Raw genomic sequence first — 24759 nt, 5'->3', positions numbered from 1 at the left:
AAACTCCGCTACGAACCGGTAGCTGTTCACTATCCGATCCATGACGACTGCACCGGTGCCACCCCGTTCGCTCGCCACCGAAGCCGTGCACGCGGGCCGCGAGGACCTCGCGGAACTCGGCCTGCACGCCCCGCCGCTCGACCTGTCCACCACCTACCCCTCGTACGACAGCCGGGCCGAGGCCGCCCGGATCGACGCGTTCGCCACCACCGGCGCCCAGCCCGACGGCCCGCCGGTCTATGCCCGCCTCGACAACCCGACGACCGCACGCTTCGAGACGGCGCTCGCCCGTCTCGAAGGAACCGAGAGCGCCGTCGCCTTCGCCAGCGGCATGGCCGCCCTCACCGCCTGCCTGATGGTCCGCATCAGCATGGGCCTGCGTCACGTCGTCGCCGTCCGCCCGCTCTACGGCTGCAGCGACCACCTGCTGACCGCCGGCCTCCTCGGCAGCGAAGTCACCTGGGTCGACCCGGCCGGCGTCGCGGAGGCCATCCGTCCGGACACCGGGCTGGTCATCGTCGAGAGCCCGGCCAACCCGACCCTCGCCGAACTCGACCTGCGCGCCATCGCCCATTCCTGCGGCGAGGTGCCGCTGCTGGCGGACAACACCTTCGCGACCCCCGTCCTCCAGCGCCCGGCCGAACTCGGCGCGCGGATCGTGCTGCACAGCGCCACCAAGTACCTCGGGGGCCACGGTGACGTGCTCGGCGGCGTGGTGGCCTGCGACGAGGAGTTCGCCCGCAAGCTGCGTCAGGTGCGCTTCGCCACCGGCGGCGTGCTGCACCCGCTGGCCGGCTACCTGCTGCTGCGCGGTCTGTCCACGCTGCCCGTCCGCGTGCGCGCAGCCTCCGCCACCGCCGCGGAACTCGCCAGGCGCCTGGAGGCGGACCCCCGCGTCGCCCGCGTCCACTACCCGCGCCTCGGCGGCGCGATGGTGGCCTTCGAGGTTCAGGACGACCCGCACGCGGTCATCGCCGGTGTTCGTCTGATCACCCCCGCCGTCAGCCTCGGCAGCGTGGACTCGCTCATCCAGCACCCCGCCTCCATCAGCCACCGCATCGTCGACGAGGGCGACCGGCACGCCTCCGGGGTCAGCGACCGCCTGCTGCGCATGTCGGTCGGCCTGGAGGACGTCGAGGACCTGTGGAACGACCTCGACGCCGCGCTCGGCGCGCAGGGGCCCGCCCTGGCGGGCTCGGACGTCATGGGCGGGTCGGCGCAGGGTCCGGGCGTGCGGTGATGACCACGGTGCCGTCCTCGAGCTGGTAGTCCAGCGGTACGCCCAGCCCCCGCATGGTCGCGACTATGGCCGTGTTCTGCTCCCGGGTCACGGCGTACACCCGCTCGCAGCCGGACTCGACCGCGAGGGCGACCAGGCGCCGCAGCAGTTCCGCGCCGATGCCGCGGCCCTGCCAGTCGTCCTCGACGAGCAGGGCGACCTCGCTCTCGTCCCCGTCCCACAGCAGGTGGCCGAGGGCGACGATCCGGCCGGAGCCGGTCTGCGCGGCCAGCGTCCGGCCGAAGCGCGGGCTCAGCAGGTGGTCGAGGTGGCGGGCGCAGCCGTCGACCGGCCCGTGGTAGCGCAGCCGCAGCGTCGCCGGGGAGCAGCGTTCGTGCATCGCCCGGGCGGCGGGCAGGTCGCCGGCGTCCGCCCGCCGCACCGTGACGTCGTCCCCCTCGGACCTGGCCGGCACGTCCCGGCCGCGGGGGAGGCGCGGTCCGAGCCGGGCGCCCAGTTCCACCAGGGCGCGGGCCCGGGCGAACTCCGCGGGAGTGAAAGGGAGGTGGGGCCGTTCGATCAGGAGGGTCCCACCGGAGGGGTCGGGCAGCTGCATCTGCGTCTCCTCCAGCAGCCCCTCCGCGGGCGGGGACATGCCGCCGGTACCTGAGGGAAGCGAGTGCACGGTGCAGCGTCCCAGCAACTTCCTGAGCGCCAGCGGAATTTCGGCGGAGTCCAGTGCCGTGCGGGTGGCCAGGCCAAGCACCCGTGCCGGGACATCCACCAGGTCGTGGGCGTCCGCCCGTTCGATCCAGGTGCTGTGCGCGCCGGCCTCGCCGACCGCCCGGGACAGGTCGCCGGGCTCCAGGGCGGCCGGGGTCCGCAGCAGTAACTCGTCCACGGTGCCGTGGGCGAGCGGATGTGTCTGCAGGTTCACGATATCGGCGCCGCATCGCGCCAGCGCGGTGCACAGCCGGGCCAGACTGCCCGGCTCGTCCCGTACGGTCGTCCGCATCCGCCACAGCGAGGTCGCACCCTCGGCGGCCCGGGCGGCCGGTGCAGAGGCGCCGGCCGAGGGGCCGTCCCCGTTGCCGGGCGGGGCGTGTTCATGACGGTGGGCCCACCAGAGGTGGAACGCAGTGGTCGCGAACAGCACGACGGCGAAACCGACGAGTGCGACCGAGCCCTGCGAGGTGTGCGCGACCGTGTTCGCCACGGCGTCGGCGACGGCCACCGCGGTGAACAACGCGGCCAGTTCGACGAGGTCCCGCCGCCATCGGTGCCGGCGGCGGGAGGTTGCGAAGGATGATGTGTCAGTCATGGGCCCAACCCTGGCGGACCGGTGTTGCACGGTCGCGAATCACTCGTGACCCACGAGTTAAGTGCACCTGTGACCGGTGAACGACCGGTTTCCCGTGAATGTGCTGTGTGCCACGTCCGGACGCGCCTTGGACGTGCCCGGAGGCCGTGGCTCACTGGCCCACCCGGCCCGGCTGGAGCACCTGGGCGAACAGCACGCCGCCGCTCTCCTCCCGCAGCCGCACCGTCAGTTCACCGCTCACGCCGTCGATGTCGACCTCGCCGAAGTACTGGGGGGTGTCGAACGGGGAGGAGTTGGCCTTCGAGGGCGCCTTGAGGAACTTCTGCTCCGGGCCGAACGTGCCGTCGAGTTTCAGTGCCGGGTACCCGCCCGCGTTCAGGGGGCCGGAGACGAACTCCCAGAAGGGCTCGAAATCCTGGAATGCCGCGCGGGAGGGGTCGTAGCGCTGGGCCGAGGTGTAGTGCACGTCCGCGGTCAGCCACAGCGTCCCGGTGATCCGCCGGTGCTTGATGTGGCGCAGCAGTTCCGCGATCTGCAGTTCGCGGCCGAGCGGCGCGCCCGGGTCGCCCTGGGCGACCGCCTCGAAGTCCGTCTTGCCGGCCGTCACCGTGAGCCCGAGCGGCATGTCCGAGGCGATCACCTTCCACAACGCCGTGGAGCGCCCCAACTCCCTCTTCAACCAGGTGAGTTGTTCGGCACCGAGAATGCCCTGCGGGTCCTCCGTCTGACGGCCCGGTGAGTTGGCGTTGCGGTAGGTGCGCATGTCGAGCACGAACACGTCGAGCAGCGGTCCGTGCCGCAGGACGCGGTGGATCCGGCCCTCGCCGTCCGGGTGCAGCGTCGGCACCGGGAAGTACTCGGCGAACGCCCGCTTCGAGCGCGCCGCGAGGAGGCCGGTGTCCTTCACGGTGTAGCGGTCGTCGGCGAGCGTCTCCCCGGGATACCAGTTGTTGTGGACCTCGTGGTCGTCCCACTGGACGACCGAGGGGACCTGGGCGTTGAACCTGCGCAGGTTCTCATCCAGCAGGTTGTAGCGGTAGTTGCCGCGGAACTCCGTGAGCGTCTCCGCGACCTTGGACTTCTCCTCGGTCGTGACGTTCCTCCACACCCGCCCGTCCGGCAGGGTGACGCTCGCGGAGATCGGGCCGTCGGCGTAGATGTTGTCCCCGCTGCTCAGGTAGAAATCCGGGTCGAGGCACCGCATCTCCTCGAAGATGCGGTATCCGCCCCGGTCGGGGTTGATGCCCCACCCCTGGCCCGCGACGTCCGCCGACCACAGGAACCGCAGCCCGTCCCGCCGCCGGACGGGGGCAGTGCGGAACGTCCCCGCGACCGGTCTGCCGGTGCGGCGCGGGTCGTCCGGGTCGGCCAGCACCACGCGGTAGTGGACCTGGGTGCCGGGCGGCAGCCCGTGCAGGGCGGCCCTGCCCGTGAAGTCCGTGCCGGGACCGAGGAGCGGCCCCCGCACCCGGCGCACCCGCCGGAACGACTCGGTGGCGGAGACCTCCACGTACATCCGGGCCGGGCGGTCGGCGCGCACCCACACCAGGCCCGACGAGCCGGTCACGTCGCCGGCCTGAACGCCCCAGCGGGCCTCGGGCCGCCCGGACAGGGCCTGCGCCGGCGCGGCGAACGACAGCGCGGGCACCAGCAGCGCGGCGGAGGCGCCCCCCTGCAGCACCGCCCGCCGGCCGACGGTTCTCCCGGATTCCTGCGTCATGGCATCTCCTGGTCGTTCGATCACACGAGGCCCGCACGTTGCCGTACGTCGCTGGGACATCACACACCGCGATGTCCCAGTGAACAACCCGTGACGTACTGCCGGGAAGACCCGTGCGCCCTCCCGTTCACCCCGGTGCGCACGGCAGGCCGTTCGGGCGGGCGTGGCGATTCCGGCTGGACACGGCGGAGCCGGACCGCTGTGATGGGGCGGTGGCCACCCGAACCGCTGTCGACGTCTTCGAAGAACACCGACCCCTGCTGACCGGTGTCGCCTACCGGATGCTGGGCCGGGCAGCCGACGCCGAGGACGTCGTCCAGGACGCATGGCTGCGCTGGTCGGGCGCCGACCGCGCGGATGTCGAGACGCCCCGCGCCTACCTCGTGCGCATCACCACCCGGCTGGCGATCGACCGGCTGCGCCAGCTACAGGCTCGGCGAGAGGCGTACGTCGGGCCCTGGCTGCCGGAGCCCGTCGTCACCGACCTCGGAGCCACCGTCGAGGACAGCTCTGAACGGGCCGTGCTGGCCGAGTCGGTGTCCTTCGCCGTGCTCGTGGTGCTGGAGTCGCTGTCCCCCCTGGAACGGGCCGTGTTCGTGCTCCGCGAGGCGTTCGGCTACCCGTATGCCGAGATCGCCCGGATCCTCGACCGCGGCGAACCGGCCGTCCGTCAGCTCGGCAACCGGGCCCGGCAGCATGTGGCGGATCGCAGGCCGCGCTACCCGGCCGAGCCGCAGCTCCAGCGCGAACTGACCGAGCGGTTCCTCGCAGCGGCCTCGGGCGGCGACCTGAACGCCCTGCTCTCGCTGCTCGCCCCCGAGGTCCGGCTCGTCGGCGACAGCGGTGGCAAGGCCAAGGCGCCGCTGCGCGTCATCGAGGGTGCGCAGAAGGTCGCCCGCTTCCTGGCCGCGGTCTCGCAGCGCCCGCCGACGGAGATGGAGACCGGCTTGCGCGAGGTCAACGGGGCGGTCGCCATCGTTGCCCTCGTGGCGGGGGAGCCGGACTCCGTCTTCTCCCTCGACGTCGAGGAGGGCCGGATCACCTGCATCTACGTCGTGCGCAACCCGGACAAGCTCGGCGCCCTGCGGCCGTAGGGATCCTCAGAGCCCACCCGACACCCGCAGCACCGCTCCCGAGGTGTAGGACGCCTCCGGCGACAGCAGCCAGGCCACCGCTGCCGCGACCTCGTGGGCCTCGCCGGGGCGACCCATCGGTACCCGCGACGCGTTGCGCCAGGGTCGTTCGGGGTCGCCCATCGACGCGTGGATGTCGGTGAGGACCATGCCGGGCTGCACGGAGTTCACCCGCACACCCTCTCCCGCGAGTTCCTTGGCCAGGCCGACGGTCATGGCGTCCACCGCGGCCTTCGAGGCGGCGTAGTGCACGTACTCGCCCGGCGCCCCGAGGGTCGCCGCACAGGAGGAGATGTTGACGATCGCGCCGCCGGTACCGCCGTGCCGGGTCGACATCCCGAGCGCGGCGCGGCGTGCACAGAGCAGGGCGCCCGTCACGTTGACGTCGACGACCCGGCGCATGACCTCCGGCGCCGTCTCGGTGAAACGGCCGAGCGGCCCGGTGATCCCGGCGTTGTTGACCAGTCCGGTGACCGGCCCCAACTCCTCCTGCGCCGCGCCGAACAGCGCCTCGACCTGTGAGTCGACGCTGGTGTCGGCCTGCACGGCGATGCAGCGGACCCCGGAGGCGCGCACGGCCCGGGCCGTCTCCTCGGCGGCCTCGCGCGCCCGCTCGTAGCCGATGCAGACGTGGTGTCCCGCGTCGGCCAGCCTCCGGGCGACGGCCGAACCGATGCCCCTGCTGCCGCCCGTGACGACGGTGACCTGCTCCACGCGGCTTCCTCCCTCGACGGACCGGTGCGGCGCCTCAGCGCCGGTCGTCCCGGTCAGTGGTGTCCGGGCCTCCGGCGGCCCGTTGCAGCCGACCGTACTCCTGCGCCATCGACGCGGGGGGCCAGTGGGCGTTCAGACCGCTCGGATTGGGCAGCACCCAGAGCCGGGTCCCGCCGATCGTCCGCTCCTGCGGGCCGATCCCGGCGTGCCGGTCCCCGAACGCCACCCGGTAAGCGGTCACCCCGACCACGGCCAGCCAGGCCGGCTCGTGACGGTACACCTTCTCCACGAGCAACTCCCCGCCCGTGACCAGCTCCTGACGGCTCAGTTCGTCGGCGCGCGCCGTCGCACGAGCGGCGACATTGGTGATGCCGAGCCCGCAAGCGAGCAACTCCTGCTGCTCGGACGGCTTCAGCCTGCGCGGTGTGAAACCCGAGGCGTGCAGGACCGGCCAGAAGCGGTTGCCCGGACGGGCGAAGTGATGCCCGGTGGCAGCCGACATCAGGCCGGGGTTGATGCCGCAGAACAGCACCCGAAGCCCGTCCGTGATCACATCCTCGACGGTGCGCTCGCGGGCGGCTTCGAGTTCCTCCGGGATCAGAGGATCGCCCCCGGCGCGTACCGCGCGGCCTCGGGGTGTTCCGCCGTGATCTCCTCGATGCGCCGGACGACGGCAGCCACCTGGCCCGCCGCCGCCCCGGTGAAGGAGAGCCGGTCGGCCATCAGAGCGTCGAGACCCCCGCGGTCGAGGGGGATCCGCTCGTCGCCGGCGAGCCGGTCGAGCAGTTCGTTGCGCTCGGCGCCCTTCTCCCGCATGGCGAGCGCGGACGCCACCGCGTGCTCCTTGATGACCTCGTGGGCCACCTCGCGGCCCACCCCGGCCCGGACGGCGCCCATCAGCACCTTGGTGGTCGCGAGGAACGGCAGGTAGCGGTCGAGCTCCCGGGCCACGACGGCCGGGAAGGCGCCGAACTCGTCGAGCACCGTCAGGAACGTTTCCAGCAGGCCGTCGAACGCGAAGAACGCGTCGGGCAGGGCGACCCGGCGCACCACGGAACACGAGACGTCGCCCTCGTTCCACTGGTCGCCCGCCAGCTCACCCGCCATCGAGGCGTATCCGCGCAGGATGACCGCGAGGCCGTTGACCCGCTCGCAGGACCGGGTGTTCATCTTGTGCGGCATCGCCGACGAGCCGACCTGGCCCGGCTTGAAGCCCTCGGTGACCAGTTCGTGCCCGGCCATCAGCCGCACGGTCTTCGCCAGCGAGGACGGCCCGGCCGCGAGCTGCACCAGCGCGGTGACGGCGTCGTAGTCGAGCGAGCGGGGGTAGACCTGGCCGACGGACGTGAAGACGTGCCCGAAGCCCAGGTGCCCGGCGATGCGCTCCTCGAGCTCGGCCAGCCTGCCGGCGTCGCCGCCGAGGAGGTCGAGCATGTCCTGCGCCGTTCCGACCGGGCCCTTGATGCCGCGCAGCGGGTAGCGCGCCAGCAGGTCCTCGAGCCGGGCGAAGGCGACGAGCATCTCGTCGGCCGTGGTCGCGAACCGCTTGCCCAGGGTGGTCGCCTGTGCCGCCACATTGTGCGAGCGGCCCGCCATGACCAACTCGCCGTACTCGGCGGCCAGTCTGCCGAGCCGGGCGAGCACCGCGACCGTGCGGTCCCGGACGAGTTCCAGCGACAGCCGGATCTGCAGCTGCTCGACGTTCTCGGTCAGGTCACGGGACGTCATGCCCTTGTGCACGTGTTCGTGGCCGGCGAGGGCGTTGAACTCCTCGATGCGGGCCTTCACATCGTGGCGCGTGACCCGTTCCCGCTCGGCGATCGAGGCGAGGTCCACCTCGTCCAGAACCCGCTCGTAGTCGGCGAGGACCTGGTCCGGCACGTCGATGCCCAGGTCCTTCTGGGCGCGCAGAACGGCGAGCCACAGCCGCCGCTCCAGCGTCACCTTGTACTCGGGGGACCAGAGGACGGCGAGCTCCGCAGATGCGTAGCGGCCGGCCAGGACGTTCGGGATGCGGGGCTTGGCAGTCACACGGACAGATTCTACTGGCCGTATCCGCAGGCAGACGCTCCGGCCCGGTGAGACCTCCGACCACTGCCGCACGCCCTCGTCGGAGGATCGTACGAAGCCGCGCGGCCGGTGCTCGCCTCAGACCTCGAACGGCAGCAGCTCCGGCCGCTTCGGCTTCAGGCCGTCACCGGAGGAGCGCCCCGTCAGCCGCCGGCCGATCCACGGCAGCAGGTGCACGCGGGCGAAGCGGAGGTCCGCGCTGCGCCGGGCGTACCAGGCCTGGGCCGCTGCCGGGGGCAGTGGATCCGACCAGGGGGACTCGGCGGCCCGGCCCAGGGCCTGCCACACCGCCTCCGCCACCCGCCGGTGCCCCTCGGCGTTGAGGTGCAGCCGGTCGTCCGCCCATACCCGCGGGTCGCCGAGCACCTCGGCCCCGAACAGGTCCACCACGACGGCGCCGTGCCGCTCGCCGAGTTCGTCGATGAACGAGAACAGCCGCTCCATGCGGGGCAGCATGCGTCCGGCCACCGGGCCGCGGCGGGCCGGGCTGCGCATCAGCACCAACTGCTTGCAGTTCGGCGCGAGCCTGGCGGCCGCCTCCTCCAGCCGGGCGCACACCAGATCGATGTCGCACCGGGGCCGCAGGGCGTCGTTGAGGCCGCCCACCAGGGTGATCACGTCCGCGCCCATCCCGGCGGCGAGGTCCACCTGCTCGTCCAGAATCTGCTGGATGAGTTTGCCGCGCACCGCGAGGTTGGCGTAGCGGAAGCCGGGCGTCCGCGCGGCGAGGCGGGCGGCGAGGAGGTCGGCCCAGCCGCGGTACGAGCCGTCGGGCAGGTCGTCCGACATGCCCTCGGTGAAGGAGTCGCCCAGGGCGACGAGACTGGTGTAGGAGGCATTCATCTGCATGGCGAGGCAAGATCCTACGGGGCCCGTCCGGTCGGAATCGCCCGTTCCGGGCTGCGTGAGGGGCAGCTCACAACGGGCGTTCGCCCACTTCGGCAGCCCGTTCGTGCAAGGCGTCCAGGGCCCGGCGCAGCAGCGGGTGGCCCTCGCTGCCCCGCCGCACCGCGGCGAACACCCGCCGGGTCGGAGTGGAACCGCTCACCGCCCGCACCACGGCCCCGGCCAGGTCAAGCGCCCGCAGGGCCGACCGGGGCACCAGCGCGACCCCGGCCCCCGCCGCCACCAGGGCGCACACGGCGCGGAAGTCGTCGGACACCCCTTCCACCCGGGGCCGGAACCGCGCCTCCTCGCACGCCAGCAGCACTGCGTCGTGCAGCGGGTTGCCCGGCCACGGCGTGATCCACGGGTCGGACGCCAGCCCCGCGACGCGCACACTGCGCTCGCCGGCCAGCGGATGGTTCGGCGGGAGCACCGCGTCGTACGGCTCCGCGTACAGGGCCTCCCGCAGCAGTTGGCCCTCACCGGGGGAGAGGGTGTCCCGGTGCTCCACCGCGACGGCGATGTCCGCCCCGCCGTCGATCAGCAGCCGGCGGCTGGCCGGACCCTCGGCGTCCTTCACCTGGACCCGCACCAGCGGCACGCGCTCGCGCAGGACCGCCACGGCCGGTGCCACCACCTCCGTGATGGCGGTGGCGAACGCCGCGACCGTCAACTCGCCCGCCGCCCCCGCCGCACACGCCGCCAGATCGGCCTCGGCCGCCTCGAGCTGCGCGGCGATCTTCGCCGCGTGCCCGGCGAGCACCGCCCCGGTGGCCGTCAGCCGCACGGTGCGGCCCCGGCGTTCCAGCAGCGCGTGCCCGACCTCCGCCTCCAGCGCCGCCAGCTGCTGCGAGGCCGCCGAGGGGGACAGGTACAGGGACTCTGCGGCGGCGGTCACGGTGCCGTGTTCGGCGAGGGCCCGGAGGACCCGGAGTCTGCGGGGATCGATCACCCCTCCAGTATCGCGCCCTTGTGAAGCTGCGCTTCATGGGCGACATGGAGTAATGGCGATGGACTTCACAGGGCGGACCGGCCACAGTGATCGCTCATGAAGGCATTGGCGAAAACCGCTGCGGGCCCCGGCATCGAACTCACCGAGGTCCCCACTCCCGAGGCCGGCGACGGGCAGGTCCTCATCCGGGTGCTGCGCACCGGCATCTGCGGCACCGACCTGCACATCGACAGCTGGGACGACTGGGCCGCGCGGACCGTTCGGGCGCCCCTGGTGCTCGGCCACGAGTTCGTGGGCGAGGTGGCGGCGATCGGTCCGGGCGTCAAGGACGTGCGTGTGGGCGACACCGTCAGCGGTGAGGGCCACCTGGTCTGCGGGAAGTGCCGCAACTGCATGGCGGGCCGGCGGCATCTGTGCATTCGCACCATCGGGCTCGGGGTGCACACCGACGGCGCCTTCGCCGAGTACGTGGTGCTCCCCGAGACGAACGTCTGGGTCCACCGGCACGAGATCGACCTCGATGTCGCGGCGATCTTCGACCCGTTCGGCAATGCCGTGCACACCGCGCTGTCCTTCCCCGTCCTCAACGAGGACGTGCTGATCACCGGAGCCGGACCCATCGGCATGATGGCCGCGGCGATCGCCCGCCACGCCGGAGCCCGCAACGTCGTGATCACCGACGTCAGCCCGTACCGCCTCGACCTGGCCCGCAAGCTCGGCGCCACCGTCGCCCTCGACGTGAGCAGCAGCGGCGTCGCCGAGGTCATGCCCGGCCTCGCCATGAGCGAGGGCTTCGACGTCGGCATGGAGATGTCCGGCCGGGCCGACGCCCTCCAGGACATGATCGCCACCATGAGCCCCGGCGGCCGCATCGCCGTCCTCGGGCTGCCGACCGGCGAGGTCCCGGTCGACATGGCCACCGTCGTGACCCGGATGCTGACCCTGCGCGGCATCTACGGCCGCGAGATGTACGAGACCTGGTACGGCATGTCGGTGCTCCTGCAGAGCGGCCTCGACATCTCCCCGGTGATCACCCACCGCTTCGGCTACGAGCAGTACGACCAGGCGTTCGCCACCGCTCGCTCCGGCAACTGCGGAAAGATCGTCATCGACTGGACCCGACCGGTCACCGACTGACGCAGCCCGCACCGACGACGCCCCGCAGGGCGACGAGTTCAACGACGAGGAGTACCCCCGTGTTCGACACCATGCGCGAACATCTGCGCGCCCAGCTGGACGAGATCCGCGAGGCCGGGCTGCACAAGGCCGAGCGCGTGATCTCCAGTCCGCAGTCCTCGGCCATCACGGTCGGCGACGACCGGGTCGTCAATTTCTGCTCCAACAACTACCTGGACCTCGCCGATCACCCCGACGTCGTCGAGGCCGCCAAGAAGGCGCTCGACGACTGGGGCTTCGGCATGGCCTCCGTCCGCTTCATCTGCGGAACCCAGCAGCCGCACAAGGAACTGGAGCGCCGCATCTCCGAGTTCCTCGGCACCGATGACACCATCCTCTACAGCTCGTGCTTCGACGCCAACGGCGGTGTCTTCGAGACGCTGTTCGGCGACGCGGACGCGATCATCTCCGACGAGCTCAACCACGCGAGCATCATCGACGGCATCCGGCTGTCCAAGGCCGCCCGCTTCCGCTACCGGAACCGCGACATGGACGACCTCGAGCGCTGCCTCAAGGAGGCGTCCGGCGCCCGGCACCGCGTCATCGTCACCGACGGCGTGTTCTCCATGGACGGCTACATCGCGCCGCTCGACGAGATCTGCGACCTGGCCGAGCGCTACGACGCCCTGGTCATGGTCGACGACTCGCACGCGGTCGGCTTCGTCGGCGACCACGGCCGCGGCACCCCCGAGCTGTTCGGCGTGAGCGACCGGATCGACATCGTCACCGGCACCCTCGGCAAGGCGCTCGGCGGGGCTTCCGGCGGCTACGTCGCCGGACGGACCGAGATCGTCGAGATGCTGCGTCAGCGCTCCCGTCCGTACCTGTTCTCCAACTCGCTGGCCCCGTCGATCGTCGGCGCGAGCCTGCGCATCCTCGACCTGCTCTCGGAATCCGGCGAGCAGCGGGCACGGCTGCGCGAGAACACCGCGCTCTTCCGCACCGAGATGACCGCCGCGGGCTTCGACGTCCTGCCCGGCGAGCACCCGATCACCCCGGTCATGGTGGGCGACGCCGCGCTCGCCGGCCGGATGGCCGCGGGTCTGCTGGAGAAGGGCATCTACGTGATCGCCTTCTCCTATCCCGTGGTGCCGAAGGGCAAGGCGCGCATCCGCGTGCAGCTCTCCGCCGCGCACTCCAAGGACGAAGTGCTGCGCGCGGTCCGGGCATTCACCGAGGTGCGCCGGGAGCTCGAGGCCTGAGGTCCGTCTGGCGCTGCGCGGACCAGGGTTACGGGCCGGCGGGCGGTTACACCTCCGCCGGCCCGTCACCCTCAGCCGGAAGGAGTCTGTCCCACCAGCTCCCGGAGCACGTCCTCCAGCGTGACCAGCCCCGCCGGGCGGCCCTCCGCGTCGACGACCGCCGCGAGGTGCGTCACCGTGTCGCGCATGGCGGCCAGCGCGTCGTCCAGTGCGGTGTTCGGGCGGATCCTCGCGATCCGGCGCAGCGCGCCGACGGCGAACGGCACGTCCCGCTGCACCGCGTCGAGAGCATCCTTGACGTGGAGATAGCCGAGGATCCGCCCGCGCGCGTCCACGACCGGGAAGCGTGAGAAGCCCGACTCCACCGAGAGCTGCTCCAGACCCTCGGGCGTCACCCCGAGCCGGGCGGAGACCACCTGGCCGGCGGGCTTCACCACGTCCCCGACCGGCCGGCGCCCCAGCTCGAGGGCGTCCCGCAGCCGCTCGGTCGCACGCTCGTCCAGCAGCCCCGCCTCCCGCGAATCGGCAACCATCCCGGCGAGTTCGTCGTCCGAGAACGTCGCCGACACCTCGCTGCGGGGCTCCACGCGCAGCAGCCTCAGCAGCGCGTTCGCGAAGCCGTTCACCGAGAAGACGACGGGTCGCAGGGCCCTGCTCAGCGCCACCATCGGCGGCCCCAGCGCCAGGGCCGTGCGCACCGGCTCGGCGAGCGCAATGTTCTTCGGCACCATCTCGCCGAACAGCATGTGCAGGTAAGTGGCTGCCGAGAGCGCGATGACGAACGAGATCGGATGCGTCAGTCCGTCCGGTACGCCGAGCGCGTGGAAGACCGGCTCCAGCAGGTGGGCGATGGCCGGTTCGGCCACCACGCCCAGCACCAGGGTGCACAGGGTGATGCCGAGCTGGGCCGCCGCCATCATCGCCGAGACGTGCTCGAGACCCCACAGCACGCTGCGGGCCCGGCGGTTGCCCTCGTCCGACAGCGGCTCGATCTGGCTGCGTCGCACGGAGATCAGCGCGAACTCGGCCCCCACGAAGAAGGCATTGACCACCAGGGTGAGGAGACCGACGAAGAGCTGGAGCGCGGTCACCGGGCCGCCTCCCGCAGGGGCTCGTCACCGCTGTCCTGCGGGGGAGCGGTGAGCCGCACCCGGGCGGCCCGGCGGCCGGAGGCGTCCACGACCTCGATGCGCCACCCGGCGACGTCGATCCGGTCGCCCTCGGAGGGAATCCGTCCGAGCTCGGTGGCGACCAGGCCGGCGAGTGTCTCGTAAGGGCCCTCCGGCACCCGCAGGCCGATGGTCTCCAGCTGGTCGTTGCGCACCGCGCCGTCCGCGTCGTACATCTCGCGCCCCTCCGGGTCGACGCCCGCCGGCGCCAGATCGGGGAGCTCGTACGGGTCGTGTTCGTCCCGTACCTCGCCGACGACCTCCTCCACGATGTCCTCGAAGGTGACCACGCCGGCCGTCCCGCCGTACTCGTCGATCACCACTGCCATGCCACGGGCGGTCGACAGCCGGTCCAGCAGGCGGTCGACGGGCAGTGACTGGGGCACCAGCAGGGGGTCCCGCATCAGCTCGGCCACCGAGTGGCGGGGCCGGGCCTGTGCGGGCAGGGTGAGCACGTCCTTGATGTGGGCGATGCCGACGACCGCGTCGAGGTTCCCGCGGTAGACGGGGAAGCGCGACAGGCCGGTGGCCCGGGTCGCGTTGGCGATGTCCTCCGCCGTGGCCTGCACCTCGAGGGCCATCACCTGGACGCGCGGGGTCATCACGTTCTCGGCCGTCAGCGCGGCCAGGCTCAGCGTGCGGACGAACAGCTCGGCGGTCCCGGCCTCGATGGCGCCCTCCTCGGCCGAATGGCGGGCGAGCGCCACCAGCTCCTGCGGCTCACGGGCCGAGGCCAGCTCCTCGGTGGGCTCCAGGCCGAGCCGCCGGACGGTGCGGTTCGCGGTGTTGTTCAGGTGCCCGATCAACGGCTTGAAGACGGTGCTGAAACCCCGCTGGATCCCGCCGACACGCTTGGCGACGGGCAGCGGACGGGAGATCGCCCAGTTCTTCGGCACCAGCTCGCCCACCACCATGAGGACCACCGTCGACACGCCGGTGCTCAGGACGAGCGCGACCGACGAGGCCCCCGACAGCCCGAGACCGGCGGCATCCAGCGGCCCGGCCAGCAGCTTGCCGAGCGAGGGCTCGGCGAGCATGCCGATGACCAGACCGGTCACGGTGATCCCCAGCTGAGCGCCGGAGAGCTGGAAGGTCAGCGTGCGCACGGCCTCGAGCGCGCTCTGCGCATTGCGGTCGCCCTCGGCGGCCTCCCGCTCGAGCAGGCTGCGCTCAACCGTCGTCAGGGAGAACTCGGCCGCGACGAACACACCGCAGGCGAGGGTCAGCAGCACGGCCGCGAGGAGCAGGAGCACTTCGGTCATCGGGTCACCTCCCTGCCATGATCGGGCCGCGGACGCGCGAGTGCGCGATCGTCCGGTCCTGTCGGGGATCCGCCCATGGGAGGGCGCCACCTCTTCCGGGTCGTGGGGAAGCGAACCGCCATGGTAAAGGTCACGGAAAGGCCCATGATCGCCTCGGATGCGCGCCGGGGCGAGGAAGCGGACGGCGAACCGCGCTCTTGCATGGCTAGCGTTCGAGCGCTAGCTTGAAGTGTGGCCAAGACACAGTTGAACGTCCGTGTGGACGAAGCCACCGCCGAGGCGGCGCGTCAGCGCGCCACCCAGCGGGGGTTGAGCATGAACCGGTACATCGAGGAACTCGTCCGTCAGGACGCCGGCGAGGTCGGCCAGGCGTTCGTCGAGGCGGCCGCGGATTTCATGCGGCAGTACGAGTCCCTGTTCGCTGAGGAGTTCGGCGAGGAGCGCAAGAGCTCTTGACCCTGCGCATCGATCTCGCCTGGCTCCTCATGATCGCCGAGAAGAACACTCCGGGAGACCCCCAGGTCACCGACTGGGGCGCGCTCGTCGCCGCCGTCAGCCGGCACGAGGCGGAGATATTCGGCACGCCCGTCTACACCGACACGCCCACCCGCGCTGCTTCGCTGCTCCAGCTGCTCATGCACGTCCCCGCCCTCGAGCGCAGCAACGCGATGTTCGCGTCCGCAGTCGCGTACGCCTACCTCGTCGCCAGCGGCCTGAAGGTGGCCACCTCGCCCGAGCAGGTCCGCGACCTGGCCCGCCTGGTCAAGACCGGCAACGCGGACGTCCACGAGATCGCCGGGGAGCTGCGCACCTGGAGCGGCTAGCTAGGTGCAGCGCGCCGAGGACGCCGAAGGAGCCTCACGCCCGTCCGCCCCGGGCCGGGTTCCACGCCATGGCCACGCGTGGCGTGCCGGCCCATGACAGTACCGACGGGGCCAGGCGCCTGATCGGCCGGACACCCGGGTGTGCCTGCGGGGCGTGGCGATACCTCGTGGGAGCCCCCGCCGCCGGGAAGATCTCCGGCGCCCGGGCGCCTCACCCCCGCGGACCGTCGTCCGGGAGGCGGATCGCCCGGCCCAGGACGTGGGCGGAGGTGGGCAGCGGCAGCCCGCCTGCCGGGACGCGCAGGTTCCGGTACGGGCCGATGTCGAAGCCGGCCGTGCGCAGCGTTCCGAGCGGGTCGCGTGCCGAGTGGCATCCCCCGAGCAGCAGGGGCCAGACGGTGCCGTCGAGTACGCGCTGGAATGCGGCGACGCCGGGCCGGTCCGAGCGGTGATGTTCGAGGAAGCGCACTTCGCCGCCGGGCCTGAGCACTCGTGCGATCTCGGCGCAGGTTCGGGCCGGATCCCGTACCGAGCACAGCACCAGGGACACCACCGCCGCGTCGAACGCCTCGCTCTTCAGCGGCAGGGACTCGGCTGTTCCGGGCACCACGTCCACCGGCACCCCGGAGCGAACAGCCGCGGTCCGGGCCAGCCCTCGCAGGCGGGGCTCCGGCTCGACCGCCACCACCTCCGAGACCGTCCGCGGGTAGTGCGCGAAGTTCAGACCGTTCCCGGCCCCGATCTCGATCACCCGCCCCGACAGGCCCGCCAGCAGTTCTGCGCGGTGCGCCGCCATCCCCGCGCCGTACTCGGCGGCCACGCTCATCCGGGCGTAGAACCGGGCGAACAGCGGATGGTGCACGGAGCCGGTCGTCTCCTGGTTGCTTCGTCTGCGCATCACGGTCCCCTTCCGACGCGGACGGCTGTACCGTGATTGTGCTCCCCCGGCGCCGTGGTCAGGGAAGTTCCGGCAATTTCCGTACCCGTGCCGCGAAGTCGTCCGCGTTCCAGGTGCCGCCGAGCCCCGGTGCGAGCCAGCTTGCGGCCGCGGTCCGGAAGACCGTGGGGGCCATCGCCCCCGCGCCCCGGGGGACCGCTCCCAGCAACGGGACGCCCGCGCACTCCGGCAGGTCGGTGGCGTTGCAGCGGGCCGCCAGGCCCGGCTGGTCCGGCCAGGACCCGATGACGACGCCCGGGCACCGAAGTCCGCGGGAGCGCAGCGCTTCGCCGGTCAGGGCCACCGCGTTGAGGGTGCCGAGTCCGGCCGCGGCCACCACGAGCACCGGAGCGTCCAGCAGCCCTGCGGCGTCGGCGAGCGTCGCACCCGTGTCGTCGAAGTGCACGAGCAGCCCGCCCGCGCCCTCGACGAGGACCAGATCGTAGTCCGGGGCGAGCTTCCGGGCGGCGTCGGCTACCTGCTCGGGACCGACCGGGGTACGCCCTGCCCGCCGGGCGGCCGTCGCCGGGGCCAAGGGCTCCGGATAGCGCCCGAGTTCGGCGGTGGTGACGTCACCCGCGAGCCGGGCGACCTCCGCGGCGTCCCCCGGCTCGAGGGGACCGACACCGGTCTGGGCAGGTTTGAGCACCGCGACGGACCGGCCGGCCGCGAGCGCGGCCGCGGCCACCGCCGCGGTCGTCACCGTCTTGCCGACCTCCGTGCCCGTCCCGGTGACGAACAGCACCGACATGTCCAGCACCTGCCTCACCCCTCGCGGGCGGCGGCCGTCACCGCCGCACAGATCCGTGCGAGGTCGTCGTCCTGCGTGATGTACGGCGGCATGGTGTAGACGAGGTCGCGGAACGGCCGCAGCCACACGCCCTCGCGGAACGCCGCCCGGGAGGCGGCGGCCATGTCGGCCTCGTGGTCGAGCTGCACCACACCGACGGCTCCCAGCACCCGGACGTCACGTACGCCGGGAAGGCCGGCCGTCTCCGCGAGCCCCTGCCGGAGTCCGGTCTCGATCCTCCGCACCTCGCCCTGCCAGTCCTGCGACAGCAGCAGTTCGAGGGACGCGTTCGCGACGGCCGCGGCCAGTGGGTTGCCCATGAAGGTGGGGCCGTGGGCCAGCACGGGGACCTCGCCGGAGCTGATCCCGTCGGCCACGCGAGCGGTGCACAGCGTCGCGGCTAGGGTGAGGTAACCGCCGGTCAGGGCTTTTCCGAGGCACATCACATCGGGGGAGACCCCGGCGTGGGACGCGGCGAACAGCTCGCCGGTGCGCCCGAAACCGGTGGCGATCTCGTCGAACACCAGCAGCACGTCGTGTTCGTCGCAGGCTTCGCGCAGTACCCGCAGGTATCCGGGGGAGTGGAACCGCATGCCCCCCGCTCCCTGCACGACCGGTTCCACGACGACGGCCGCCAGTTCGTCCGCATGCCGGGCCACGAGCGCGCGCAGGTGGCGTGCGTAGGACTCGTCCGGCTCGGTATCGAACCCCGCTGGAGGCGCGTCGGCGAAGACCTGCCGCGGCAGCACCCCGGACCACAGATGATGCATGCCGCCGTCCGGGTCGCACACCGACATCGGCTGCCAGGTGTCGCCGTGGTAGCCGCCGCGCCAGGTCAGCAACCGGTGCTTGGCGGGGCGGCCCGCGGAACGCCAGTACTGCAGGCACATCTTGACGGCCACCTCGACCGAGACCGAACCGGAGTCGGCGAGGAAGACGTGCCGGAGCGGCTCCGGCGTGATCTCCACCAGGCGGGCGGCGAGCCGGACGGCGGGCTCATGGGTGAGCCCGCCGAACATCACGTGGCTCATCCGCCCCAGCTGCTCGTGTGCGGCCTCGTTGAGCACAGGGTGGTTGTAGCCGTGCACCGCCGACCACCACGAGGACATGCCGTCGACGAGCTCACGATGCCCCTCGGCCGGGTCGGCGAGCCGCAGTCGCACCCCCGACGCCGACTCGACGACCAGCGGCTCCTGACGTCCCGGCATCGGTCCGTACGGGTGCCAGACGTGCTGCCGGTCGAGTGCCAGCAGCTCGCCGGTCGTGAGCGGTTCAGGCATTGGGTGCGAGATCCGTTCCGGCTCCGCGGCGGCGGACGTTCACGAGGTCGGTGCGGACGTCAGCGGCGCCGGAGGTCTCCTCGGCGGCAGGCTCGGCCGCGTCACCGCACGGAGCGCAGGAACCGCCCCCGTGCGAACCGCAGCCGCCGGCCGCCGCCAGGGCGCCCGCGCGGTGCTCCGGCAGCGTCGTGGTGCCGGAGCCCTCGACCTCGAACCCGGCATCGGCGATCATCTCGAGGTCGGCCTTGCCGGCCTGGCCCTCGCTGGTCAGGTAGTCGCCGAGGAAGATCGAGTTGACCAGGTGCAGCGCCAGCGGCTGCATCGAGCGCAGGTGCACCTCGCGGCCGCCCGCAAGCCGGACCTCGACGTCCGGGCAGACGAACCGGACCATCGCCAGGATGCGCAGTGCGCGCTGCGGCGTCAGGTTCCACTCCTTCGCCAGCGGAGTGCCCTCGAAGGGGATCAGGAAGTTGACGGGCACCGAGTCCGGGTCCAGCTCGCGCAGCGAGAACACCACGTCGACCAGATCCTCGTCGCTCTCGCCCATACCTGCGATCAGGCCCGAGCACGCCGACAGCCCGGCGGCCTGCGCCTGCTGCACCGTCGACACCCGGTCGGCGTAGGTGTGGGTGGTCGTGATGTCCCCGTACGTGGCCTCGGACGTGTTGAGGTTGTGGTTGTACGCGTCGGCGCCGGCCGTGCGCAGCCGCTCGGCCTGGTCACCGGAAAGCAGGCCGAGACAGGCGCACACCTCGACGCCCTCGTTGGCTTCCTTGATCGCCTCGATGGTCTGCGAGACCCGGTCCACGTCCCGGTCGGTCGGGCCGCGGCCGCTGGCCACCAGGCACACCCGCTTGGCGCCGCCGGCCAGACCCGCACCGGCCGCCGCCACCGCCTCGTCCTTGCCCAGCCAGGTGTACTTGAGGATCTCCGCCTTCGAGCCCAGGCGCTGCGAGCAGTAGGAGCAGTCCTCGGGGCACAGCCCGGACTTGAGGTTCACCAGGTAGTTCAGCTTCACCCGGCGCCCGAACCACTGCCGGCGCACACGGCCTGCCGCGGCCACCACGTCGAGGAGTTCGTCGTCCGAGGTGGCCAGTACCGCCAGCGCCTCGTCCCGGGTGGGCAGCTCGCGTCGCAGCCCCTTGTCCACCAGCGTCTTCAGCAGATCCATGACGCGAATCCTTACCCACAGAAGCGGTCCGGGCCAAGGAGGGACCGGACAACTCGGTGGGATCCGGGTGTGTGTATCGCCACACCGTCGTCGCTCCTGCCGGGCACTACGTTGGAAACCTCGAAGACTTCCGGGCCTGCCCCGGCTCACGACCGACGAGGGACGGCCCATGCCCCAGGACCCGTTCGAGTGGATCGGCGCCCAGGCGGACGCCCGTCGGCGCGCCGGGCTGGCCCGTACGCTCCGCCCGCGCCCCGAGCGGTCGGCCGTCCTCGATCTCGCGAGCAACGACTACCTGGGACTGGCCCGGCACCCCGAGGTCGTTCAGGGGGCTGCGGAGGCGGCGCGGCTGTGGGGCGCGGGGGCCACCGGGTCCCGTCTCGTCACGGGCAGTACCGCACTCCATGCCGAACTCGAGGACGAGTTGGCGGCCTTCTGCGGCTTCGAGGCCGCACTCGTCCTGTCCTCGGGCTACGCGGCAAACCTGGCCGCCGTCACCGCGCTCAACGGGGCCGGAGGCCTGCTGGTGTCGGACGCCGGCAACCACGCGTCCCTCATCGACGGCTGCAGGCTCTCCCGGGCCGCGACCGTGGTGACCCCGCACCGCGACACCACGGCCGTCCGCAAGGCGCTCGAGGGCCACGACGGACCCGCCGTCGTGGTCACCGACGCGGTCTTCTCGGTCGACGGCGACGCCGCCCCGCTGGCGGAACTCGCCGCCCTCGCCGGCGCGCACGGAGCGGCGCTGCTCGTCGACGATGCGCACGGCCTGGGTGTACTGGGCGACGGAGGGCGGGGGGCCCTCGATGCCGCAGGGCTGGCAGGGGGTGCGGGCACGGTCGCCACCGTGACCTTGTCGAAGTCCCTCGGCAGCCAGGGCGGCGCGGTCCTCGGCCCGGCCCGGGTCATCGAGCACCTGGTCAACACCGCCCGCACCTTCATCTTCGACACCGGCCTGGCTCCGGCAGCGGCCGGCGGGGCCCTGAGCGCGCTGCGCCTGCTGGGCAGGGAACCCGGCCGCGCGGTGCGGGCCCGGGAGGTCGCGACCGGGCTCCACCGGAGACTGACCGCGTCAGGACTGACGGCGGTCCGTCCGGACGCATGTGTGGTGTCGGTGCGGGCCCCCTCCGCCGAGGACGCCGTGCGGTGGGCCCAGGACTGCCGGGCCGCGGGGATCCAGGCCGGCTGCTTCCGGCCGCCGTCGGTACCGGACGGCATCTCGCGGCTGCGCCTGACGGCGCGAGCGGATCTCACGGACCGGCAGGTCGAGGAGGCGGTGGAGGTGGTCGTCGCGACGGCACCCACCGGTGCTCGGATGCCGTCCGCAGACCGCCCTTCGGGAGCTGCCGAAGCCGGACTCGGCCGCGCCGACCGCTCATGAACCGGGGCCTGCGGGGCGGCCCCGCAGGCCCCGGTCACGATGCCGCAAGGGATGTCATCGCACCCGGCCGTACCAGACGCTCGTGGTCCAGAGCTTTTCCTTCTTGACCACCGAACCGGGCCTCGGGGAGTGCAGGATGCTTCCCTTACCTGCGTAAATCCCCACGTGATAAACGTACTTGCCGGAGTGGAAGAAGACGAGATCTCCACGCTTGCGCTGCGAGGCGGAGATGTGCCGGGTCCGGTTGTACTGCTGGGCGGCGGTGCGCGGCAGCTTCTTTCCGGCCTTCTTGAAGGCGTAGAGGACGAGTCCGGAGCAGTCGAAACTGCGGGGGCCCGCCGCCCCCCACACGTAGGGTGCGCCCTTCTTCGACGCAGCGATGCGCAGTGCCTTCGAGGCCTGTGGAGTCGCCGCAGAGGCTTCCGGGGGAGCGAGGAGAGTGCCGCCCAGAGCCGTCGCGGTGAGGAACGTCACGAGGCCGGCGCGGGAGAGGGCGGTGGGGACAAGACTGTGCGCGGACATGCGCAACCCTTCGTCAGCCGCCTGTGAAGGATGACCTGTCGGGTTCGGGCAGAACGAAGATGCCCGGCCGCTCGGTGCGGCTTCACCCCAAGGGACTACACGCGTGTCGCGATGTCGTCCCGCACTGCCTGGGTCCTCCACTCCTGCCGGTCCATTCATGTCGACCCGTCATCCGGGCGGCGGCAGGACTCGGCGTCCGCCCGGACCGCCCCGCCGGTGTGGCGGGGGCTTGTCGTCTCCGGGATCGTCACTCACGATGGGCGCCGATTCGAGTTGAAACCGCCCTATGTGACATTGATCACTCTTGCGCTGTATGGGTGCATATCGTGTGATTCGTTGTTGCTGTTGTCTCCTCAACACCCGTTCCATCAGGGCAGATGTGGCGCGGCAGCCGTTCCAGGCCGGGTGTGCCGCAACTTGATCGGCTTTCACGCCACGGCATGGATGGGCCGCAAGGGGGAACCCCATTCGGCCGCTTCCGGCCCCTGTCCGGACCGTCGGCCCGTCAACTCTGCGATGCCGGAGGAAGGGTGACGCGCTCTGCGCGCCGCTCCCCGTCCAGCACGCGCAGGGCCCGCTCCAGGGTGCTCCGGTGCAGTTCGCGCTCGCCGCGCCGGTGCATCAGCGTCAGGGCGTCGCGAAGTCCTGCGACCTTTCCCACCAGGGCCTGGGCTGCGCGCAGGGCGCCGTACGTGTCGGAGCCGCGGGCCGGGTTGATGCGGCCGAGCAGGTCGAGCACGTCGAGGTATCGGTCGACCAACTCGCCCTCGGCCCGGGTCAGGGAGGGAATCGGCGGCAGTTCCGGGGGCAGCATGTCTCACGCCCCGCCGGTGGACCGGAGGATGCGGGCGCGGTCCCGTACGACGCGGTCGGCGAGCCCGTAGGCGACCGCCTCCTCGGCGTCGAGGATCCTGTCGCGCTCGATGTCGTTGGCGATCTGCTCCTTCGGCCGGCCGGTGTGCCGGGCCAGCATCTCCTCGAGCCGGTCGCCGAGCCGCGCCAACTCGCGTGCGTGGATCTCCAGATCGGAAGCCTGGCCCCGGACCGGTTCCGGGAAGGCCGGCTGGTGGATGAGGACGCGCGACCGGGGCAGGACGAGGCGTTTGCCCGGTGTGCCCGCGGCCAGCAGGACGGCTGCGGCCGAGGCGCACTGCCCCAGACAGACGGTCTCGATGTCGCAGCTCACGAACTGCATCACGTCGTAGATGGCCGTCATCGCCGTCAGGGAGCCGCCGGGGGAGTTGATGTACAGCGAGATGTCCCGGTCGGGGGCGGCGTATTCGAGGTGGACGAACTGTGCTGTCACGTCGTTCGCGGCCGTGTCGTCGACGGGTGTCCCGAGGAAGACGATCCGCTCCTCGAGAAGCTTGGAGTAGGGGTCCAGCGTGCGGAGTCCTGCGCTGGTGCGCTCGGTGAACTCCGGGAGGACATAGCGGGCGTTGGGCCGGTTCATCGCTTCACCTCGTTGTGTGCGCTCTCCCGCGGGGCGGCCGGGTCGGGACTGCCCGAGTGCCCTGTAAAAATTGTACAGGTTGTACATCCCGTTAGACTGGGAGCATGGCCTACGAGATTCCGGTGACGCAAGCCCGTGCAGAGCTCGCCGAGCTCATCAACCGCGTTGTGTACGGCGGGGAACGGGTCGTCGTGACCCGCCACGGCAAGCCGCTCGTCGCCCTCGTTTCGGCGGCCGACCTGCGCCTTCTCGAAGAGCAGGAGGCGGCGGCGGAGACCGGGAGCGAGGAGCAGGTGATCAGCACGGTCTCGGTCACCCGCCCCGGTGAATCCGCTGCGGGCGAACGCCGCCGTTTCGGTATCGCCGCGGAACACCGTGACCCGGCCGCCGGGGGACGGCGACCGGGTCACGGCCGGTGAGGATTGCGCCAACGTCTGCGAGCCGAGGAACCAGGAGCGTTGATCGGACACGCGATCCCGCTGGGCGGTCACGGACCAGCGGCGCTTTCCGGCCGGCAGCGGTCTGCGTACGGCTCACCGCCGACGGCGAAGATCCCGCCGTGGTGACCGCTCATCGGACCGCTTCGTCGGGATGCAGGGGCCGTTGGGCATTCACCGCGGCCGGCCGGAGGCAATCGCCGTACAGAAAGGGCCTGTTGGAACCGCCGAACGTGGGTGGTCGAGCACCCGCTGCCGAGGGCGACGATCAACGCCGGCTGGGCCGAGCCGCGGGACCCGGGCGTGCGCGAACGGCGGTGTCCCTCCGGCCGTCAGTAGTGGCTGTTCATGGCCGCACGCACCTCGGTGAGGGTGGCCTCGGCCACGGCTCCGGCTCGCTCGTTCCCCTCCCGCAGAACCCGGCGGAGGTGGGCGCGGTCCTGCGCGTACTCGCTCCGGCGGGTCCGGATCGGAGCCAGGTACTCATTGACCGCTTCGGTCACGGTCTTCTTCAGCGCGGCGGCTCCCGCGGAACCGATGTCGGAGGCGACCTGCTCAGGGGTGCGGTTCTGGCAGAGGGCCGCCAGAAGGAGAAGTGAGGACACCTCGGGGCGAGCGGACGGGTCGTACGTGATGCGACGTTCGGAATCGGTCCTGGCCCCCTTGATCAGCCGAGCCGTCTCGTCGGCGTCGGCGGCAAGGGCGATGGCGTTGCCCCGGCTCTTGCTCATCTTCGAGCCATCCGTGCCGAGCAGCAGCGGCGCGCTCGACAACAGGGCATCGGGCCGGGGAAACACAGCGGTGCCCGCGCCGTAGCGGTCGTTGAAGCGGCGAGCGATGGTCCGGGTGAGTTCTAGGTGCGGGAGTTGATCCCGGCCGACCGGGACCAGATTGCCCTTGCAGAAGAGGATGTCGGCGGCCTGGTGCGCGGGGTTGGGAACTGGTTGCCCTTAAGGCAATTCTAGTGCGTATGAGAGCCTTTGAGTGGGTGTTAACCTCTCTGCGTGAGCCTCAAGGAATGGGCGATCGCGAACGGAGTGCATCCGCACACCGCGTATCGCTGGTTCCGTGAGGGGATGTTGCCGGTACCGGCTCAGCGGGTCGGTCCGCGCACGATCCTGGTGAACATCGACGCGAATAC

General features: G+C 71.8%; 24 protein-coding genes, 2 pseudogenes and 1 riboswitch. Of the genes and pseudogenes, 9 read left to right on the top strand and 17 right to left on the bottom strand.

The window, feature by feature from the left end:
* Positions 1 to 40 precede the first annotated feature (40 nt).
* Positions 41 to 1240: a trans-sulfuration enzyme family protein gene (locus M1E25_RS08435; RefSeq protein ID WP_251412106.1), complete on the top strand. Its 1200-nt coding sequence runs from the start codon at positions 41 to 43 to the stop codon at positions 1238 to 1240.
* Here the strand turns inward: M1E25_RS08435 and M1E25_RS08430 are convergent.
* Entirely contained in the window at positions 1203 to 2540 is a 1338-nt protein-coding gene (locus M1E25_RS08430) for a GNAT family N-acetyltransferase (protein WP_251412104.1), read from the bottom strand. The two genes, M1E25_RS08435 and M1E25_RS08430, sit on opposite strands and share 38 nt — an antisense overlap.
* A gap of 151 nt (positions 2541 to 2691) precedes the next feature.
* The gene (locus tag M1E25_RS08425) at positions 2692 to 4260 is read right to left on the bottom strand and encodes an alkaline phosphatase D family protein (RefSeq protein ID WP_251412102.1); all 1569 of its coding nucleotides are present in this window, start codon (positions 4258 to 4260) and stop codon (positions 2692 to 2694) included.
* Positions 4261 to 4472: 212 nt separating this feature from the next.
* Here M1E25_RS08425 and M1E25_RS08420 point away from each other — a divergent pair, with 212 nt between their 5' ends.
* A complete protein-coding gene (locus M1E25_RS08420) occupies positions 4473 to 5354 on the top strand; it encodes an RNA polymerase sigma-70 factor (protein ID WP_251412100.1) in 882 nt (293 codons plus the stop codon).
* Positions 5355 to 5360: 6 nt separating this feature from the next.
* On the opposite strand, the gene M1E25_RS08415 is transcribed toward M1E25_RS08420, so the two are convergent.
* The 5 genes from M1E25_RS08415 to M1E25_RS08395 form a co-directional block, all read right to left on the bottom strand.
* Entirely contained in the window at positions 5361 to 6107 is a 747-nt protein-coding gene (locus M1E25_RS08415) for an SDR family oxidoreductase (RefSeq protein ID WP_251412098.1), read from the bottom strand.
* A gap of 34 nt (positions 6108 to 6141) precedes the next feature.
* Complete coding sequence (mug, locus tag M1E25_RS08410; protein WP_251412313.1) at positions 6142 to 6708, bottom strand: G/U mismatch-specific DNA glycosylase; 567 nt, start codon at positions 6706 to 6708, stop codon at positions 6142 to 6144.
* The gene (purB, locus tag M1E25_RS08405; protein WP_251412096.1) at positions 6705 to 8138 is read right to left on the bottom strand and encodes an adenylosuccinate lyase; all 1434 of its coding nucleotides are present in this window, start codon (positions 8136 to 8138) and stop codon (positions 6705 to 6707) included. The genes mug and purB overlap by 4 nt, the downstream gene beginning before the upstream one ends.
* A 117-nt stretch (positions 8139 to 8255) precedes the next feature.
* Positions 8256 to 9026, bottom strand: a complete 771-nt coding sequence (locus M1E25_RS08400; RefSeq protein ID WP_251412093.1) for an SGNH/GDSL hydrolase family protein — start codon at positions 9024 to 9026, stop codon at positions 8256 to 8258.
* A gap of 67 nt (positions 9027 to 9093) precedes the next feature.
* On the bottom strand, positions 9094 to 10014 hold the full coding sequence (locus tag M1E25_RS08395) for a LysR family transcriptional regulator (RefSeq protein WP_251412090.1): 921 nt from the start codon (positions 10012 to 10014) through the stop codon (positions 9094 to 9096).
* 96 nt (positions 10015 to 10110) lie between these two features.
* On the opposite strand from M1E25_RS08395, the gene tdh reads away from it, so the two are divergent.
* Together tdh and M1E25_RS08385 are read left to right on the top strand one after the other, a co-directional pair.
* On the top strand, positions 10111 to 11151 hold the full coding sequence (gene tdh / locus M1E25_RS08390) for an L-threonine 3-dehydrogenase (RefSeq protein WP_251412087.1): 1041 nt from the start codon (positions 10111 to 10113) through the stop codon (positions 11149 to 11151).
* A 59-nt stretch (positions 11152 to 11210) separates the two neighbouring features.
* Positions 11211 to 12392, top strand: a complete 1182-nt coding sequence (locus tag M1E25_RS08385) for a glycine C-acetyltransferase (protein ID WP_251412084.1) — start codon at positions 11211 to 11213, stop codon at positions 12390 to 12392.
* A 71-nt stretch (positions 12393 to 12463) separates the two neighbouring features.
* Here M1E25_RS08385 and M1E25_RS08380 read toward each other — a convergent pair whose 3' ends face one another.
* Both M1E25_RS08380 and M1E25_RS08375 read right to left on the bottom strand, forming a co-directional pair.
* Positions 12464 to 13483, bottom strand: a complete 1020-nt coding sequence (locus M1E25_RS08380) for a hemolysin family protein (protein WP_251412081.1) — start codon at positions 13481 to 13483, stop codon at positions 12464 to 12466.
* Complete coding sequence (locus tag M1E25_RS08375) at positions 13480 to 14823, bottom strand: hemolysin family protein (protein ID WP_251412077.1); 1344 nt, start codon at positions 14821 to 14823, stop codon at positions 13480 to 13482. The genes M1E25_RS08380 and M1E25_RS08375 overlap by 4 nt, the downstream gene beginning before the upstream one ends.
* A gap of 231 nt (positions 14824 to 15054) precedes the next feature.
* Between M1E25_RS08375 and M1E25_RS08370 the strand changes: the two genes are divergently transcribed.
* Entirely contained in the window at positions 15055 to 15279 is a 225-nt protein-coding gene (locus M1E25_RS08370) for an antitoxin (RefSeq protein WP_251412074.1), read from the top strand.
* The gene (locus M1E25_RS08365; protein ID WP_251412071.1) at positions 15276 to 15647 is read left to right on the top strand and encodes a fic family toxin-antitoxin system, toxin component; all 372 of its coding nucleotides are present in this window, start codon (positions 15276 to 15278) and stop codon (positions 15645 to 15647) included. The genes M1E25_RS08370 and M1E25_RS08365 overlap by 4 nt, the downstream gene beginning before the upstream one ends.
* Positions 15648 to 15858: 211 nt before the next feature.
* On the opposite strand, the gene M1E25_RS08360 is transcribed toward M1E25_RS08365, so the two are convergent.
* The 4 genes from M1E25_RS08360 to bioB are packed head-to-tail and all read right to left on the bottom strand — an operon-like array spanning position 15859 to position 19825.
* Positions 15859 to 16545, bottom strand: coding sequence for a class I SAM-dependent methyltransferase (locus M1E25_RS08360; RefSeq protein WP_251412068.1), 687 nt, complete (start codon positions 16543 to 16545; stop codon positions 15859 to 15861).
* Between the two features lie 58 nt (positions 16546 to 16603).
* A complete protein-coding gene (gene bioD / locus M1E25_RS08355) occupies positions 16604 to 17335 on the bottom strand; it encodes a dethiobiotin synthase (protein ID WP_251412065.1) in 732 nt (243 codons plus the stop codon).
* A gap of 14 nt (positions 17336 to 17349) precedes the next feature.
* Entirely contained in the window at positions 17350 to 18654 is a 1305-nt protein-coding gene (locus M1E25_RS08350) for an adenosylmethionine--8-amino-7-oxononanoate transaminase (protein ID WP_251412062.1), read from the bottom strand.
* Positions 18647 to 19825 carry a biotin synthase BioB gene (gene bioB, locus M1E25_RS08345; RefSeq protein WP_251412059.1) on the bottom strand — a complete coding sequence of 393 codons (1179 nt, stop codon included), beginning with the start codon at positions 19823 to 19825 and terminating at the stop codon, positions 18647 to 18649. Before bioB ends, M1E25_RS08350 begins: the two co-directional genes overlap by 8 nt.
* Positions 19826 to 19994: 169 nt before the next feature.
* Between bioB and M1E25_RS08340 the strand changes: the two genes are divergently transcribed.
* Positions 19995 to 21206: an 8-amino-7-oxononanoate synthase gene (locus tag M1E25_RS08340; RefSeq protein ID WP_251412056.1), complete on the top strand. Its 1212-nt coding sequence runs from the start codon at positions 19995 to 19997 to the stop codon at positions 21204 to 21206.
* Between the two features lie 54 nt (positions 21207 to 21260).
* Here M1E25_RS08340 and M1E25_RS08335 read toward each other — a convergent pair whose 3' ends face one another.
* From M1E25_RS08335 to M1E25_RS08325, 3 genes are all read right to left on the bottom strand, one after another.
* On the bottom strand, positions 21261 to 21728 hold the full coding sequence (locus M1E25_RS08335; RefSeq protein ID WP_251412053.1) for a C40 family peptidase: 468 nt from the start codon (positions 21726 to 21728) through the stop codon (positions 21261 to 21263).
* 3 nt (positions 21729 to 21731) lie between these two features.
* Positions 21732 to 21917: riboswitch (cyclic di-AMP (ydaO/yuaA leader) on the bottom strand.
* A 316-nt stretch (positions 21918 to 22233) separates the two neighbouring features.
* Complete coding sequence (locus M1E25_RS08330) at positions 22234 to 22542, bottom strand: hypothetical protein (protein WP_251412050.1); 309 nt, start codon at positions 22540 to 22542, stop codon at positions 22234 to 22236.
* 3 nt (positions 22543 to 22545) lie between these two features.
* Complete coding sequence (locus M1E25_RS08325) at positions 22546 to 23181, bottom strand: ATP-dependent Clp protease proteolytic subunit (protein WP_251412048.1); 636 nt, start codon at positions 23179 to 23181, stop codon at positions 22546 to 22548.
* 104 nt (positions 23182 to 23285) lie between these two features.
* On the opposite strand from M1E25_RS08325, the gene M1E25_RS08320 reads away from it, so the two are divergent.
* Positions 23286 to 23600 carry a type II toxin-antitoxin system Phd/YefM family antitoxin gene (locus M1E25_RS08320; protein WP_251412044.1) on the top strand — a complete coding sequence of 105 codons (315 nt, stop codon included), beginning with the start codon at positions 23286 to 23288 and terminating at the stop codon, positions 23598 to 23600.
* Positions 23601 to 23950: 350 nt separating this feature from the next.
* Here the strand turns inward: M1E25_RS08320 and M1E25_RS08315 are convergent.
* Positions 23951 to 24550, bottom strand: a pseudogene (locus M1E25_RS08315) (tryptophan--tRNA ligase); the annotation flags it as partial.
* A gap of 72 nt (positions 24551 to 24622) precedes the next feature.
* Between M1E25_RS08315 and M1E25_RS08310 the strand changes: the two are divergent.
* Positions 24623 to 24759: pseudogene (locus M1E25_RS08310) on the top strand (IS607 family transposase); the annotation flags it as partial.

The organism is Streptomyces meridianus, from assembly GCF_023703325.1.
GTDB lineage: Bacteria > Actinomycetota > Actinomycetes > Streptomycetales > Streptomycetaceae > Streptomyces > Streptomyces meridianus.
The sequence above is the reverse complement of the archived record's forward strand: the minus strand, read 5'-3'. Positions and strand labels throughout refer to the sequence as shown.